Annotated in this window: 15 protein-coding genes, 1 other RNA gene and 1 riboswitch; of the genes, 4 read left to right on the forward strand and 12 right to left on the reverse strand. The window is 29.8% G+C overall.

Going from position 1 to position 15,817, the window contains the following annotated elements; translation table 11 throughout:
- The first annotated feature begins 27 nt into the window (after positions 1 to 27).
- Genes HZR23_RS14460 through HZR23_RS14475 form a run of 4 tightly spaced genes read left to right on the forward strand, consistent with a single transcriptional unit; the run spans position 28 to position 2,084 of the window.
- Entirely contained in the window at positions 28 to 591 is a 564-nt protein-coding gene (locus tag HZR23_RS14460; protein WP_243098140.1) for an RNA polymerase sigma factor, read from the forward strand.
- Positions 592 to 593: 2 nt separating this feature from the next.
- Positions 594 to 1,007 carry an anti-sigma factor family protein gene (locus HZR23_RS14465; protein WP_132847202.1) on the forward strand — a complete coding sequence of 138 codons (414 nt, stop codon included), beginning with the start codon at positions 594 to 596 and terminating at the stop codon, positions 1,005 to 1,007.
- A complete protein-coding gene (locus HZR23_RS14470) occupies positions 1,004 to 1,723 on the forward strand; it encodes a DUF2953 domain-containing protein (RefSeq protein ID WP_132847203.1) in 720 nt (239 codons plus the stop codon). The genes HZR23_RS14465 and HZR23_RS14470 overlap by 4 nt, the downstream gene beginning before the upstream one ends.
- The gene (locus tag HZR23_RS14475) at positions 1,713 to 2,084 is read left to right on the forward strand and encodes a GerW family sporulation protein (protein WP_132847204.1); all 372 of its coding nucleotides are present in this window, start codon (positions 1,713 to 1,715) and stop codon (positions 2,082 to 2,084) included. The genes HZR23_RS14470 and HZR23_RS14475 overlap by 11 nt, the downstream gene beginning before the upstream one ends.
- 71 nt (positions 2,085 to 2,155) lie before the next feature.
- On the opposite strand, the gene HZR23_RS14480 is transcribed toward HZR23_RS14475, so the two are convergent.
- The 12 genes from HZR23_RS14480 to yiaK all read right to left on the reverse strand — a co-directional run bounded on the left by HZR23_RS14480 (position 2,156) and on the right by yiaK (position 15,763).
- Positions 2,156 to 3,652: a serine hydrolase domain-containing protein gene (locus HZR23_RS14480; protein WP_132847205.1), complete on the reverse strand. Its 1,497-nt coding sequence runs from the start codon at positions 3,650 to 3,652 to the stop codon at positions 2,156 to 2,158.
- Between the two features lie 38 nt (positions 3,653 to 3,690).
- Positions 3,691 to 4,017: a DUF1904 domain-containing protein gene (locus tag HZR23_RS14485; RefSeq protein WP_132847206.1), complete on the reverse strand. Its 327-nt coding sequence runs from the start codon at positions 4,015 to 4,017 to the stop codon at positions 3,691 to 3,693.
- A 54-nt stretch (positions 4,018 to 4,071) separates the two neighbouring features.
- Positions 4,072 to 5,238 (reverse strand): GGDEF domain-containing protein, encoded by a 1,167-nt coding sequence (locus HZR23_RS14490; RefSeq protein WP_165913574.1) that lies wholly within the window; start codon positions 5,236 to 5,238, stop codon positions 4,072 to 4,074.
- A gap of 191 nt (positions 5,239 to 5,429) precedes the next feature.
- Positions 5,430 to 6,956 (reverse strand): NCS2 family permease, encoded by a 1,527-nt coding sequence (locus HZR23_RS14495; RefSeq protein ID WP_243098141.1) that lies wholly within the window; start codon positions 6,954 to 6,956, stop codon positions 5,430 to 5,432.
- Between the two features lie 25 nt (positions 6,957 to 6,981).
- Positions 6,982 to 7,554 carry a xanthine phosphoribosyltransferase gene (locus HZR23_RS14500; protein ID WP_132847208.1) on the reverse strand — a complete coding sequence of 191 codons (573 nt, stop codon included), beginning with the start codon at positions 7,552 to 7,554 and terminating at the stop codon, positions 6,982 to 6,984.
- 112 nt (positions 7,555 to 7,666) lie between these two features.
- A riboswitch (purine riboswitch) is annotated at positions 7,667 to 7,768 on the reverse strand.
- A gap of 93 nt (positions 7,769 to 7,861) precedes the next feature.
- Positions 7,862 to 8,641 carry an enoyl-CoA hydratase-related protein gene (locus HZR23_RS14505; RefSeq protein WP_132847209.1) on the reverse strand — a complete coding sequence of 260 codons (780 nt, stop codon included), beginning with the start codon at positions 8,639 to 8,641 and terminating at the stop codon, positions 7,862 to 7,864.
- 235 nt (positions 8,642 to 8,876) lie between these two features.
- A complete protein-coding gene (locus tag HZR23_RS14510) occupies positions 8,877 to 10,871 on the reverse strand; it encodes an HD domain-containing phosphohydrolase (RefSeq protein ID WP_132847210.1) in 1,995 nt (664 codons plus the stop codon).
- A gap of 133 nt (positions 10,872 to 11,004) precedes the next feature.
- Positions 11,005 to 11,385, reverse strand: coding sequence for a (deoxy)nucleoside triphosphate pyrophosphohydrolase (locus HZR23_RS14515; RefSeq protein WP_132847211.1), 381 nt, complete (start codon positions 11,383 to 11,385; stop codon positions 11,005 to 11,007).
- Positions 11,386 to 11,474: 89 nt separating this feature from the next.
- On the reverse strand, positions 11,475 to 12,317 hold the full coding sequence (locus HZR23_RS14520; protein ID WP_132847350.1) for an HDOD domain-containing protein: 843 nt from the start codon (positions 12,315 to 12,317) through the stop codon (positions 11,475 to 11,477).
- 159 nt (positions 12,318 to 12,476) lie between these two features.
- The gene (locus HZR23_RS14525) at positions 12,477 to 13,169 is read right to left on the reverse strand and encodes a hypothetical protein (protein WP_132847212.1); all 693 of its coding nucleotides are present in this window, start codon (positions 13,167 to 13,169) and stop codon (positions 12,477 to 12,479) included.
- Between the two features lie 1,006 nt (positions 13,170 to 14,175).
- Positions 14,176 to 14,530: RNase P RNA component class A (gene rnpB, locus HZR23_RS14530), an RNA gene on the reverse strand.
- Positions 14,531 to 14,758: 228 nt separating this feature from the next.
- Positions 14,759 to 15,763, reverse strand: coding sequence for a 3-dehydro-L-gulonate 2-dehydrogenase (yiaK, locus tag HZR23_RS14535; RefSeq protein WP_132847213.1), 1,005 nt, complete (start codon positions 15,761 to 15,763; stop codon positions 14,759 to 14,761).
- Positions 15,764 to 15,817: the final 54 nt, after the last annotated feature.

The raw sequence follows: 15,817 nt of genomic DNA on the forward strand, positions 1-15,817 counted from the left end.
GTACGTGGTTTTAGGGGGGGAAGAATTTTGGAATTATCTGATGAGAAAATTATAAATCTATGCCTACAAAATGATATTGATGGTTTTAATTCATTATACTCTAAATATGAAAAATACATATATAGGCTATGCTACTATTACACTAATTCCAAGGAAGACTCCTTAGATTTGTTACAAGATATCTACATTAAAATATATAAAGCTATATCTACCTTTGATAACAAAAGACCCCTTATCCCGTGGATCAAGAAAATAAGTATAAATACTTGTCAAAATTATATAAGAGACAATAAAAATAACTTAGGTAATAAGGCTTTATCTAATAATATTGATATTATTAATTTGCAATCAAACTCAGATATAGAAGATATCGTTGAATTTATCGATACTAAGAAAGCATTAGTCGATGCAATAAGACTACTTCCAGAGGATATTAAATCTGTCGTTATTCTTAGACATGTAGAAAATCTTAGTTATAAAGAAATAAGTGAGTATATGTCAATTCCCATTGGAACAGTAAAGACATATTTATTTAGAGGCAGAAAGCAAATAAAAGATTATTTAAAAAAAGAAGGCATTTGGGAGGTATAAATATGGGATGCTCTTTTGACCAAAATCTATTACATGACTATTTAGAAAATACAATTGAACCTCTTGAAAAAATAATTTTATTAGAACACCTTAAGGTCTGCAAAGAATGTAGACAGGAACTAACAGAACTTAAATTATTATACTGGGAGTTTAATAGTTTACCAGATATAGATTTACCTATAGAGACGATGAGTGTAAAAGAATCAGTTATTAATAAAATAAAAAAGGATCAAATTAAAGATAATGATAAATACAGTTTTAAAAACTATATTTCCACCCAAAGTAGTGCCTTAGAAAGTGCATCTATTTTCTTAAGGTTTATACCAGGCACCACAATAGCTTCTAATCTTCTTGATAGTGTTTCTACTACTTTTGTTAAAAAGAGAAAGATTTTTACTATGAGAGGTATTTTATGATAATTTTACGAATTATAGGGTATTTATTGTTATTCATATTTACTATTATTGCCTTACTAGTAATTACTCCAATCAATTATAGCCTAGAATGTTCAAAATACGAGAAACTTAATATATCTTCAAAAACAATTCTTTTTGGTAGGCTTTTTAAAGTAATTATATCTGTGAACAGTCAAAATAAAATGTATGGTATTTTAACTTTTATTGGCATACCATTTAGTTTTGAAACTTCCTTAGATTCAGTCAAAGTAGATAAGAAGTTAAATATTAAGAACAAAACTGTTCACAAAACCGATGAACTTTCAGAAACTAAAACCAAGAAAAATACAAAAAATAAAAAAATGACTGATGAATTTGTTAATAATTTGAATATAGATTTTATAGTTCACTGTTTAAAATATATAAATAAAATTTGGACCAGTATAAAACCTAAACAGCTAACTTTATACGCTATTTATGGATTTGAAGACCCCTATTATACTGGGCTAGTATGTTCTTTTACAAACGCACTTTCACCAATCTTAAAGGAATATGATGTTAATTTATCTCCATCCTTTGGTGAATCTATATTGTCAGGAGAATTAAAAATTAAGGGAAGAATTACCATAATAGTTTTAATTTACGTAATTGTAAGATTTATGGTTACTAACCCTATTAAAAATATATTAAAAAATATAATAAGAATTAAAAAGGAGGAAAAAATTTATGCAAACTAACTTTACTGAGAACACCAGTGCTCTATTTGAAAAGCTAGAAAAATTCTTTACATCTAAAACTGTAGTAGGTGAAACTATAGTTGTAGGTGATGTAACTCTTATCCCTATGATTAATATATCTTTCGGACTTGGTACTGGTTCAGGAGATGGAACTGACGAAAAAGGAAACAAAGGTGTAGGTGGTGGCGGAGGTGTTGGAGCCAAAGCAACTCCAACAGCTATTATTGCAATAACTAATGGTAAAGTAGAAGTATTACCTATCAATCAGAGAGGTGGACTTGAGAAGCTTTTAGATATGGTACCTGATATAGTATCTAAAATAAACATCCCAAATAGCGAATGTACTAAAACTGAAGAGTAATATTATTTTTAAAGGATAGACCAATATAATTAGTCTATCCTTTTATTATTACTTTATATTTTTTTGTTTGTTTAAGTATAATTAACGTTAGCTCCCACTTCGTTATTCTCTTTAATAAATAACTGCATTATATGAACTAAGGTTCTAATGTATACGGTTATAAATATAATGTTAGTCCTTGGATTAATAAAGCTTAGTAACGGGACTAAATATAATCTTAATAAGCAAACTATTGCAATTAAAATCAAACTCAACATAGAGCTAAAAACAAATTCGTTTCTATTATTGAAACCAACTATACGATATTTTCCGTTACGAAGTTTTATGCTCGTATTAAAAATAGAATTTATAGAAGAGAGTAATAAAATACATCCCAAAGAATATAAAATAGAATTTGCCCTATGCTGTATTTTATCAAACCCTCGATTTTTATTAAAAACTGTAAAATGCCATGAATTTAGAACCTCATTCAAAAGATATGATCCATTATTTCCATTTGTTAAAATAATTATTGCATCCCCTTCTTTTGGTGCTAAAGCAAATGAAGCCCTCCAACCCTTGTTAGCACCATCATGAGAAATATAATACTTACTATCCTCTAATTCATTTACAAAATGACCCAATGCCATATAATCATAAAATAAACCAGTTAACCCATTAACCTTTATTACAGGTTCAAGCATAGTTTCCATTATATCTTCCTTCAGAAATCCATTTCCTTTAGTGCTTTTAATATTAGTTATTGCAAATCTGCTCATATCTTCTATAGTAGTATACAGTCCCGCTGCAGCCATTTCTATAAATAGATAGTTAGGCAATAATTTTAAATCTTCATCATATGCCTTGGCAGTCTTACCATGTAAATCTTCATTCCAGCTAAAACTACTACTAGTCATACCCATAGGAATAAGAACTTCTTTACTCATATAATCTATAAAATCTTTCTCAGTAATCTCTTCAATTAACAACTGCATTAAATTATAACCGCCACCAGAATAACTATACTTACCCCCAGGTTCATATACTAATTCTACTGGTTTTGAACCCCCACCTAAACCACTTAATGACTCTTCTAAAGTTGGTAGTTTCCTCTCTGGTTCATAACCTGGATACCCCCCGCCCATACTTAACCCAGAGCTATGACTCAATACACTTCTTGTTGTAACTTTATTTTTATCATATGTAGATTCTGGTAACTCCCATCTTGTTATATACTTCTCCAAAGGTTCGTCTAAATCTAATTTTCCTAAATCATATAGTTTCATTATGCCTAAGGTAGTGACAGGTTTTGATATTGATGCCACTTGAAATATTGTGTCCTCTTGAATAGGTTTTTTGGCTTCTATATCTGCATATCCAAAGGTACCTACCCACGCTATCTCATCTCCTCTTATTATAGCGATAGCTGCCCCAGGTATTTTATATTTATTAAGGATATTAGGTGTTTCCTCTTTAATATTACTTATTAACCTTTCATAATCATTTGTCCTAATAAATTCATTATAGTTAAAAAAGAAAGGTGTTATTACAATAAAAAATAATAAAACTAAAATAATTGATTTTTTCATATCAGTGCCTCCGAAAGCAATCACAATAATAACTTTAATTAAAAATGTTCACCATTTTCATAATAGTTTCTTTCTTGAAAGTATGTAAAAGCAATATCTAAGTTTTCTACATTAATTTTTCTTGCATAATCATATATGGTTTTAGCAACTAAATTCTGTATATCTTGTCCCCTGTCAAACCAAGATACTTCTATAAACGGGTAAACTTTATCTATTTTACCATTTCTTATGGCAACAGATTGAATACATTCTATTTCGAAGTAATCCTTTGGGCACCCAACAATTTCAGCTAACGTATTTATTAGATCTATATCTATCTTGCAAATTTCTTGAGGTTCAATTCCTCTAACTTTAATTTGTGGCATATATTCCCTCCATCACTTTTAATATTTGTATACACTTACTTAATTTTAAAAATACTATAAGCTTTTTTCAGTCAATATTTTATAGTTTATTTTATCCTTATACATTTCTTTATCTATAGTATTAATAATTTCTTCTAGTTCTATATCCTCAATTGGATTTTTTTCATATAACCCAACACTTATACTAATATCATAGGATAATTCAGAAGAAATTTTACCTAATTCTAATCTTATTCTATTTACCACATCTTCCGCTTTTATGTATTCACATCCGGGTAATGCGAAAACAAATTCGTCACCACCAAGTCTACATATATAATCACTCTTCCTTAGAATACTATTAATTGCTCCACTAACTCTAACAATACATTTATCTCCTTCTAGATGTCCATAACTATCATTTATATGCTTTAGATTATTTATATCAATAAATCCGAAGGAAATAGGCTTTTTATCCTTCTTGCATACATCTATGGCCTCTCTCATATAATTCAACCCTGATTCACGTACGTATGTATTAGTCATGCTATCAATTTCTATTCTCTTTTTCATTAATTCATATTCGCTTGATTTAATTAGATAATCCCTTGTTAGAATAAAGAAAGAAACTAATAGACCCATAATAGTAATTATTATTACTAGCATCAATAGTTGAGCTATATGAAAATTCGCATAAGATATATTTTGGATTATTCTTAGGGAACTAATAACAAATAGGATGAGAATAAAAACTAATGGCATTACAGTTTCATATTTATTTAATGTATTTTTATTGATATAGAATTCTCTACATGTTAAATTAACAAAGCTAATCAATAAAACTGAAATTGCTAGCATAGTCAAGTACAAGAATGTATTTAATTCTATACTACTTGTAATATCTTCCTTTAGCAAACTACTAGTTGTATGCAATAATAAACCAGATCCAATATCAGCTAAATTTATTATAATGCTTGTGAAAAAACTAACGACTGAGGATATAAAAATATTTTGTTTATAAATATTAAATACTATTGCAGTAAAAAAACCGTAGTGAAGTTGTATTCTTGCGATTAAAGGGATACGTTTCAATATAAGCGCCATAAGTAAAATAATGAGCATACATTGAAAAAACTTTTTACCACTCTCTTTATCCCATTCAAATACTAAATTCTGTATAATAAAAGAGATAATTGAGCTAAACAAAACCGCAAGAACTATCAAACTTAACTCAGATGCCATAAAAATCCCCTCCATAAGAATCAACTTAATTGTATAGTACTATAGTACCATTTTATTATTTTTAATTATGTCGAATATTGCAATAATTTAATATCTTTTATTATTAAAGAAGCATAATACCATGCAAAAAAATATTAAAGGCGTTGCTTATAACAACGCCTTTAGTATGTCTTTAGTATCGAATTTATTATTTATTTTTCTTCAACACTCGCTTTTAATGCTCCTAACACCACAGTACTATCACTCTCTTTAACATCGAATGAGAATTTGTACCCAACAAAGAATATAGCCATAACTATATATCCAACAAAGTATTGATAATCAAAGAATAATCCTAATTTTGGGGCGTGCATAAATCCTACAGCAGATAAGAATGCCCCTGCGACTGCTGCAATTGCCGCACTATAGTACTTATTATCAATGATAAATACTAAAATTGCTCCCCATATTAATCCTGTAAACATAGCACCTTGTCCTAATGGAACAATACCACTAGAAAGATTTTTAACTACATCTCCAGCTGGTCCATTAAATCTTGTCATAATATAATTTGCAAAATATGGGAACATTGCAAGTACTACAGCTGGAAAGTGTTTCTTCTCAACAGAAGCAAAGGTTTGAGATACCATTGAAATACCTACAAATACAAGTATCGGTGATATAACAGCAATTGGTATAATTTTAGACATAGCTGCAATAATTCCAAAGGTAGATGCTACAAGAAATACTACCCCGTTAAGAATTGAATACCCTCTACCAGCATTCATCCACTTAGAACCAATTGATGCTATATAAACTGTCGTTGGAAAAACCCCACCAAATAAAGAGCCTACAATTGTTCCTACGCCGTCGAATAATTGTGCTTCTTGTACATCATAACTATCCCCTGCAGCGGCCATTGCTTCAACGTTATTCATTGTTTCAATAAAGTTATAAATTGATATTGGTAATAAAATTGCAAATAGTCCTGCCATTGTACTAGTTAAATAAGAAAAACCTTCAATAAATCCTAGTGTAGGGAGTGGTAAATAGAAACCTACTGTTGATAATCCTTCAGTAATTTTACTAACATCAGATTGCCCAATAGCATAAGATAATGTTGTACCAATAATTATAGCAAATAATGATGCTGGTATTTTAAAAGGCATAGGTCTTTTTGTAACAAGTCCAATTAGTATAATTGCTAAAACAAGCATTCCCACTATAGGCATTTCAAACGTTTTAAAGAACAATTCCCCTCCAATAAAAGCAAAAGCAACTCCAGCTAAAGCTCCTAACATTGATGCTCTTGGTAAATGCTTGTGAACCCATTTCCCTAGAACACTTCCTAAAGCTTCTACTACACCACCAAGCAAACAGGCTGCCATTGCAATTTTCCATGCTGTTTCTGGATTTCCTGTTAATTCCAAGGCTGGTCTTAAAACACCAAATAAATAAATAAACATAACAGGTGTACTTATTCCATAAGATAAAGCAGTTACATCTGTTCTATTTTCTTTTTTTGCAAGCTTTCCAGCCATATGCGCATAGTATAGGTTACCAAACATTACAGAAATTGCTGCTCCAGGTATTACTCTTCCATATACAATACTGCTTGGGAAACCCATTGAAATCATTGACACAGCAATTAATACGAAATTTGCTAAGTTATTTTGAAATAAAGCAAAAAACCCATCTATATCCTCTCTTTTAAACCAAGGGTAAATTTTATTTGTCATTTTTATCCTCTCCTTTATAGAAATTTTAATATTTAAAAACTACTGCTCCATCTTGAAATTTCTCTACAATTGCTAACGATTGAATATTTATTCCTATTTTTCTTAACAGATTACCACCATCTTGAAATCCTTTTTCTATAACTATACCAACTCCAACTAAACTTGCATTTGCAGAGTCAACTATTTCTTTCAAACCTAAAATCGCTTGACCATTCGCTAAAAAATCATCAATAACTAAAATCTTATCAGATTCACTAATATATCTTTTTGCTACCCTTACCCTGTACTGTTTTCCCTTTGTATAAGAATAAACATTACCTTCATAAGTTTCATTATCTAGGGTCTTGGATTCTGACTTTTTAGCAAAAACTACCGGAACATTAAAATATTGTGCTGCTATAGCTGCAATTGCTATACCAGAAACCTCTGCAGTAAGAATTTTAGTAATTTCTTTACCTTCAAACCTCTTTTTAAATTCCTTACCAATTTCATTTAGTAGTTCTATATCAAGTTGATGGTTTAAAAAACTATCCACCTTCAATATATTACCTTCTAAAACTCTTCCATCTTGAATTATTTTTTTCCTTAATAATTCCATAACTAGCCTCCCATCTAATTTGTCAAAAAATAAAAAACCTGTAGTAATTACACCACAGGTTTGTAGATTTATAAATATAAGTATAACCATGCATAAATATATGCATAGCTAAACATATTGACAAATCACCCGTAGTCAGACCATTTACGGCAGTCTGGTAGAAACTTATGGACCATATCTCCATTATTATACGAGATTCAATTTTTTAAGTTATAGCTATTCTAACCTAAAACTAAATAAAAAGCAATAATCTTATAAAAAAAATCCTTAAGAAACATTATTTCCTTAAGGATCTCGTAATATTTAATTATTTACCTTTAAATTCTGCTTTTCTTTTTTGAACAAAAGCTCCCATACCTTCTTTTTGATCTTCCGTTGCAAAACAAAGAGCAAATAAATCTTTTTCGATTTCTAAACCTGTATCTAAATCTACTTCAATTCCTCTATTAATAGCAGTTTTACAGTAACTCATTGCTACACTTGGAAGCTCTGACATTCTTGTTGCCATTGATAAAGCCACATCCATAAGCTCTTCTGGTTTAACAACCTTATTAAGCAGACCAACTTTTTCAGCCTCTTCTGCCGTATACATTCCACCAGTAAAGATAAACTCTTTAGCTTTAGCAGCACCGATTACTCTTGGTAATCTTTGAGTACCTCCAAAACCTGGTGTAATCCCTAAGGTTATTTCAGGTTGTCCTAACTTAGCATTATCAGATGCTATTCTAATATCACAAGCTAATGCTAATTCACAGCCACCGCCTAATGCAAAGCCATTGATTGCAGCTATTACTGGTTTTTCTAGAAGCTCTATTTTTCTAAAGGTTCTCATAGCTTCTTCAGCCCATTTTCTTGCTTCTGTTGGGTACATAGTACTCATAGTAACTATATCTGCTCCAGCAACAAAGGCTTTACCCGCACCTGTAATAATAACAACTGATATTTCATCAGTTTTACTAATTTGATCAAATGCACTTTCAATATCTGCAACCACTCTTGGATTTAGAGCATTTAATGATTTTGGGTTGTTTATAGTAATAATTCCAACTTTACCCTTTTGTTCAAATAATAAGTTTTCAAAATTCATAACGATTCCTCCTAAATTGTTTTTTAATGTTATATCTAAAACCTTAAGTTTTAGAAAACCTATTTTAAAAGTTAATCTTATAAAAATAAACACTCAATATATATATTAGATATTTATCAAAAATATCCTTTTAAAATAACTAATATTATTTATAAAATTTAGTTAAACTTATAAATATTACCAAATATCAACATTCGTTAATCTAATTTAACCTAAAAAAATAAGCATATACCTATTAAGTATATGCTTTATTATTGCTCAATCTAAATTGTTTCTCATAATAATAATCTTTATTCGTAAAGATATCACTTTCATAAACATCTTTAAATTTTTGTAACGCATTATTAAATACACGAACTAGTTGAGGGTCAAATTGTGTACCAGAACCTTCATTTATTATTTTAACTGATTCCTCAAAACCAATGCTATCTTTATATACCCTTCTCGACGTCAAAGCATCGAAAACATCTGCAATACTTACGATTCTAGCTGCTAATGGAATATGTAGTCCTGATAGGCCTTCTGGGTATCCCTTCCCATCCCATCTTTCATGATGAAAATGAGCAATATCAATTGCTGTTCTATAAAAATCTCTGTTAAATATTTTTAAGCTCTGTTCAAGATCTGTTAGTATACTAGCACCTATCGTGGAATGAGTCTGCATTATAGTTCTCTCTTCGTTTGTTAGCCTACCAGGCTTTTTTAGTACTTCATCTGGTATACCAATTTTCCCAATATCATGTATTGATGCATAGTTAATGATATCACTTACAAAGCTCTCATTAACTCTATAATTACTATCTAGATGATTGATTAGTTCCTCAGCTATTATTCTAGAATATTGGGTCATTCTTAGAATATGGTTACCTGTTTCATTATCTCGCTTTTCAACTAGATTTGCAAAAGTTCTAGTAGCTGTGGAAAACATTTTTTTAGTTAAATATGTTTTATCCAAAATGTTAGAAATTTCGGTGGATATTTTCACACCAAATTGCACTGATTTACTATTATAGTTATTTTCTTCTACGGAACTGAAGAAGAGAAACCCTAAAACTACGTTATTAATTATTAAGGGTATTATCATATTTGACTTAATGCCCTCTTGATTTAATAATTTTAGAGATTCACTTTCTGGTCTTTTGGCTAATTCATTCTGAATACTCATAGTAATAATAGGTTTCTTAGTGTCAATTAACTTAGTTAGCCCAGTTTTATGAAACTCAACTTCAAAACCTGGGCCTAGAAGAACTTTACCATAATTAAAAGCACCATGCTCTGCTATTATTGATTGTTTTTTATAATCTACAAAAGCTACTCCGATTCTATCAGTATTTAAAATATCCTTAACTAATACTAAAAGCTTCTCTATTATATTGTCTATTATATATTCTGTACTTACTATTTCCTTAATTTTATTTATGAATAATCTTTCGTTAAAAATATCATCTACAAATTCACCAATTAATTTTTCTTCTTCAAAAGTTGATTTTAATCTTGGTATGTTATTTACATTATAATTATTACTATTTAAAATTTTAAAACTATCAAAAATATATCTTAAAACGCGTCCAGCTACTTTATTAAGCAAAGAAGCAAGTACTGTCACTATTACAAATAGAACTATTAATGTAATATTAAGAATATTAATAAACTTAGGTATAACCTGGCCTGTTAATTCTCCGTATTTTAATCTTACATCAGATAGAGGAGCCCTTAACTCTTTGTATTCCTTATGAAGTTCTACTATTGATAATTTTTGATCTGTGATAGATATATCAGATAAGTCTAATATCGAGTTATTTATTGCTTCAGTCTTTTCAGCCAAGTTTTTAAATAAATTTACAAAATTATCATAGTTTATAAAAAAGCTTAGTAATGAGTATCCCTCTAAACTAGTCAAAGTGCCATTTATGCTTTGATTAATAGAGATTAACTGATCAAATTTTAAAACTAAATTTTGATAATTTTCATTATGAGCATCTTTTATTCTAATAAGTCTTCCTGGTTCAATTATTTGTGTTGATGTTACTTGTGATACGACGTTATCCATAACTCTGATATTTAAATCTGCCTCAATATATGTCTCACTAAATCCCAAAAGTTCCTTATTCATATCTACCCATTGAATGAGAATCGGCCTAAGGTAATAATTATTAATTAGTAATGCAATAGTAAGTACACATATAATTGCTGTTACTATTAGTGCAACTAAACGTCTTATGCTTTTCATATACTTGGTCCCTCTTTTCACATACCACAAATCGTCATTTTTTGATAATTTATTACATCTATAGTATTTATTATATATAACGATATAGTAAATACAAGTAATTTATTTCCATATTGCTTAAGTATTAATGAATTTATATTTTTATTAGTTCGACTAATGGCACATCCGCTGGAGCTAGTTTATATAATTTTAATTCCTTATATTTTACCCATCTATATTCATCATGGTCTAAAAGCGTGATTTCACCACGTATAATATTGCCTTTATATGCTAGTAATTTGATAGTTCCTCTTTCATATTTATAAATACTCTCCCCTACAAAGCTTCCAACACGTATATCTATATTCATTTCCTCTTTAATTTCTCGCTTGAGACTATTTTCCGGAGTCTCATTCTTCTCTACCTTACCACCTGGAAACTCCCAATACCCTTCTAACTCCTTCCCCTTTTTCCTTTTAGCGATTAATATGTCTCCAAACTCATTTTCAAGTATTACCGCAACAACATCTAACATTATTTACCACCTCTCATTTTCACTAGTATACTATAGCTTTATTGTTTCCCAAAAAAATAAAAACACTAGTTATGTACTAGTGCTTACGTTTAATCTTGATCTACTAATAATTCTGTTGAATCTGATAAGATATCCTCCACATCTTTTTCAGTTAAACCTAATAATGAAATAGCATCCGGAGAAAAGTTATATGCTAATCCATCCATCCCCATCCCAATTCCTGTCATCATAACAATTGCATCTGCAACATGTACAATTGCTGTAATCTCTTTATTTACTTTAGCCAATTCTGGAGTGTGATGACATGCTATAGCCTCAACTAATTCCGCAGGAAGATTCCACTTTTCTGCAATAATTGAGCCCACTTCAGCATGATTAAAACCTAGTATTGCTTCCTCTGCATCTAGAAATGTAATATTTTCTTTATCTACTTTGTTAATCACATTAACATATTGTTCATTCATATAGTGATTCAAAACTAATTTGCCAATATCCCTTAACAAACCAGCAATGTATGCATTCTCAACCTTTTTATACTTTATTCTTTTAGCTATCATACTTGACACCATTGCGCATAACTGTGATTGCTTTAATAAGGTTTGCTCTCCTAAAGCATATCCTTTAAGCTCTTTACTTAATATATTACCAACAGAAGCTGTTAAGGTTATACTTTTAATAGTTTGAAAACCTAACAACACTGTAGCTTGAGAAATACTACTTATTCTTCTTGGGTAACTGTAAAATGCTGAGTTTGCCAATTTCAAAACCTTTGCTGTTAAAGCCTGGTCCTTAAGAATTTCTTCTTCTATATCTTTTGCAGTTGAATTTGCATCCTGGGTCAATTCCATTATTCTAATAACGACATTAGGTAGTGTTGGTATATCCACAGCCTGTTCAATAATTTGTTCTAAGTTAATCATACTACTATTCATCAATACCAATCCCCCAAACCATATTGAAAGTATTGTTTTAATTATAAATTAAAATAATATACAGTTATATAGCTATAAAGACCTATAATGTCAAACTTATTAATTAAGAAGTTTAATCTAGTATTTTTAATAATTGATACTAATTATATAATAATACATTTACTCATAAAAATCTATTAATTTAACATCTAAATTTTCAACATTTTCCAGTAACCCTCTATCTACTTCAATAAGTATTAACCACCAAGCTAAATCATCTGTGCCTACTTTAGATATATATCTATTAATATTAACCATAAGATTTTTGTTTAAATATTCAATATTGCTTAATTCATGATACACAGAACCACTTGGCTCTTGAAGTACTACTCCAACTATACTATCTGTTAAAAAGTATTCCTTATTATACTGTTTCAAAATTTTACCTTTTATTTCATCACTAATTTCTAATGCATTAATAAGATCTGTTAGGTTATTAATTGATATTATTTTTCTTATTTCTGGGTACCCACTCTCATTAAATGAGCTAACTCTAAATAACTGTGAAGGTACATTGAAATAGGTACCCTCAAAAGAATTATTATCCGGAAATGTTAGATTGTTTATATTTAACTTCCACGTCCCTATAACTGCATCCTTCCTGCCATCTAATGTATTAAATTTAATTACTTTATACCCTAAACCCATATACTCCTTCGTTCCACCATCTTTATATATTCCTGTTCTAACTACGAAAATTGGCCTTAAATTATTTTTAGTTAACACATAATCAATTGAAAAAACTGAACACCAAATAATTAAAATTAAGAAAAGCGATCTCCTTACTCTACTAATTTTTCTTTTTTTATTCACGTCTCACACCCCCACCACATAATATAGACGATAAAAAAATAATTTTAGTTTCAAATTATTCTATTACACTTAAATATTGAATTCCTTACATCATCTCAGAAACTACTACACTGGGTTGAAATTCCTCGATTTATTTAATAATAGTTTTATATAAAACTAAGTTTTAGTTTTTTTGAAAAATTAGTTTGACATCAAACTAAACCGAATATATAATAGTTTTATATAAAACTAATTTGATAATTATTTAATAACAAACTACTAATTTCAATTTTTTAACCAATGGATTAAATATTAAGTTATATGTATTTTATTTACGATAAGATATTATTCTTAAATCTTATATATACTTTATTTTAGAGTTTGATATTAAGCAAATAGTTTTATATTAAATTATTTAAATATCAGGAGTGAATTAGAACAATGACTAGTAGTCTTTTAACTGTATTAATTGTGTCATTAGTAGCAACTTTTTTTCAAACATTTTTAATTTATAAAGGTTTTTCAGCAATATTTAACAAGTTTCGTACTTTACAATAAATTATACTAGAATTATTTTTGTATTGTATACTTTTGGTAATAGTTTTAATCTAATAAACTATTTTCACAATTTTTTTCTACTGAATAATTTAATAACTACATTTTTTATGCGAGGTGTGTATTTTTATGAACCATACACTTTTATCAATTTTGATGATTGCTTTCGTTGTAACATTTATAACACAGTATGAAAACTAATGTGATTTGTTTTGATTGTTAAGAAATAATTTTACTTCCCCAATCTAATTTGGTAGTAGATTACTGGACTTTGTTTTCCAGGACTACTGCCAACCCTGCGTTCTTATATACTTTCTTTATTAGACCAATACAAAATTGGTCTTTTTTTATTTTTATTTTGTCTCAAACCTCTTCTATATGTGACTTATGATCTCATAATTCAGAATCACACACTATTGAATACAAGAAACTAAAAAATCTAGGCATAAAGCCTAGAAATTTCATTTATTATAATACGAGTAAGTCTATAAGCCGAGTTCTGTCATAGATGATCATCTATCTAGGCCTACTGTTACCAATAGGCTCAAGCAATCTACCACGGGACACGACGGGCCGCCGCTTTTTAGTCCCTACTTGATCTTGCTCCAGATGGGGTTTACATAGCCAACTAGTCACCTAGTTGCTGGTAAGCTCTTACCTCACCTTTCCACCCTTACCCCTTCTAATTATATGGAAGGGGCGGTATCTCTCTGTTGCACTTTCCTTGGAGTCACCTCCACTGGGTATTACCCAGCACCCTGCCCTTTGGAGCTCGGACTTTCCTCGTTCACAGCTTATGCTATGCCCGCGATCATCCAACTTACTCGTTTAGATATTAAATTGTTTTACCAAGATAATTATTATATCATAAAAATTATTTATTGTATAATTGTATTTTTTGGTACATTAATTATTACTTTTCAGTACGCTTTAAGTTTTACCTTATTCCTAATAGCAACATATTTTTACAATCGTTTTTTTAAGAAACGTCATTTACCTAATGTAACATTATACTAAAAAAATCCTTTAATCTGTTGTGGTATAAAATAAAGAAGTTACATGCTTTTTATTTCTTCCCATATGGAATCTATTACGGGAATCCCCTTCTCTAAATTTTCTCTTCTAGTAGATATTACTCTTTCTCCAGGATAAGATATTTTAACTCCTTCATTAGCAGGTTGTGATGCTTTTATATCATCTATAACATTGTTTATCATAATATCTGTAATCTCCGGTGTATTAAATTTACCAGGATCTATAGCTATCATAACCTGTGAACAACCAAATTCATCTTCAGTCATTCGACCTATATCAGTTGTAGAATTTCCTCCTGATAATATCGTTGCAACTAAGTCAAGAGCTATGGATAAACCCGACCCTTTCCAAAATCCTATTGGTAGTACCCTCGATGTTTTTTCTATTTCTGCTGGGTCAGTTGAAATATTTCCAGTTGAATCATAGCCCCCCGGAAAAGGTAATTGTATACCCTTTATTTTATATTCATTAATTTTTCCATAAGAAAATTGTGACATGGCTCCATCAAAAACAACATGCTCTCCATTACTTCTTGGTATAGATATAACAAATGGATTATTTCCAATTTTACTATCCTTTGCACCCCATGCTGGCATATTAGGCATAGTATTAGTCCAGCATATTCCTACACATCCAGCATCAGCAGCTTGCCAACCATAAGCACCACCCCTCAACCAATGATTTGTGTTTCTTATAGCAACTACACCTACGCCATATTCCTTTGCTAATTCTATTGCCTTATCCATGCAAATTTTAGCATTAATATTTCCAATGCCTAAATTTCCATCCCATCTCTCAAAACACCCATCTCCACCTATTTTTTTAGCTTTTGCATTAATATCAATGTAGCCTTTTTCGATGTAATCAATGACTCTTGAAAATCTATTAACTCCATGAGAGTAAACTCCATCTAAACTATTTTCAGCAAATAATTTAGCAGAAACCTGGGCATCCTCTTCCCTCATGCCTTTTTTAACCAAAACTCTTTTAAATTCCTTAAGCATATCATCAAATTTGATTCTCATAATAACTTACATTCCTTTCGCTTCGCTCAGGCACAAATCGTAATGAAAGTGTCT

Origin of the sequence: Serpentinicella alkaliphila, from assembly GCF_018141405.1 — a bacterium.
Classification (GTDB): Bacteria; Bacillota; Clostridia; order Peptostreptococcales; family Natronincolaceae; genus Serpentinicella; species Serpentinicella alkaliphila.

What these genes read in the sequence shown, in the direction of transcription:
- HZR23_RS14465 (WP_132847202.1), top strand. Translation starts at nt 594, where the DNA reads ATGGGATGCTCTTTTGACCAAAATCTATTACATGACTATTTAGAAAAT.
- HZR23_RS14470 (WP_132847203.1), top strand. Translation starts at nt 1,004, where the DNA reads ATGATAATTTTACGAATTATAGGGTATTTATTGTTATTCATATTTACT.
- HZR23_RS14475 (WP_132847204.1), top strand. Translation starts at nt 1,713, where the DNA reads ATGCAAACTAACTTTACTGAGAACACCAGTGCTCTATTTGAAAAGCTA.
- HZR23_RS14480 (WP_132847205.1), bottom strand. Translation starts at nt 3,652, where the DNA reads ATGAAAAAATCAATTATTTTAGTTTTATTATTTTTTATTGTAATAACA.
- HZR23_RS14485 (WP_132847206.1), bottom strand. Translation starts at nt 4,017, where the DNA reads ATGCCACAAATTAAAGTTAGAGGAATTGAACCTCAAGAAATTTGCAAG.
- HZR23_RS14490 (WP_165913574.1), bottom strand. Translation starts at nt 5,238, where the DNA reads ATGGCATCTGAGTTAAGTTTGATAGTTCTTGCGGTTTTGTTTAGCTCA.
- HZR23_RS14495 (WP_243098141.1), bottom strand. Translation starts at nt 6,956, where the DNA reads ATGACAAATAAAATTTACCCTTGGTTTAAAAGAGAGGATATAGATGGG.
- HZR23_RS14500 (WP_132847208.1), bottom strand. Translation starts at nt 7,554, where the DNA reads ATGGAATTATTAAGGAAAAAAATAATTCAAGATGGAAGAGTTTTAGAA.
- HZR23_RS14505 (WP_132847209.1), bottom strand. Translation starts at nt 8,641, where the DNA reads ATGAATTTTGAAAACTTATTATTTGAACAAAAGGGTAAAGTTGGAATT.
- HZR23_RS14510 (WP_132847210.1), bottom strand. Translation starts at nt 10,871, where the DNA reads ATGAAAAGCATAAGACGTTTAGTTGCACTAATAGTAACAGCAATTATA.
- HZR23_RS14515 (WP_132847211.1), bottom strand. Translation starts at nt 11,385, where the DNA reads ATGTTAGATGTTGTTGCGGTAATACTTGAAAATGAGTTTGGAGACATA.
- HZR23_RS14520 (WP_132847350.1), bottom strand. Translation starts at nt 12,317, where the DNA reads ATGAATAGTAGTATGATTAACTTAGAACAAATTATTGAACAGGCTGTG.
- yiaK (WP_132847213.1), bottom strand. Translation starts at nt 15,763, where the DNA reads ATGAGAATCAAATTTGATGATATGCTTAAGGAATTTAAAAGAGTTTTG.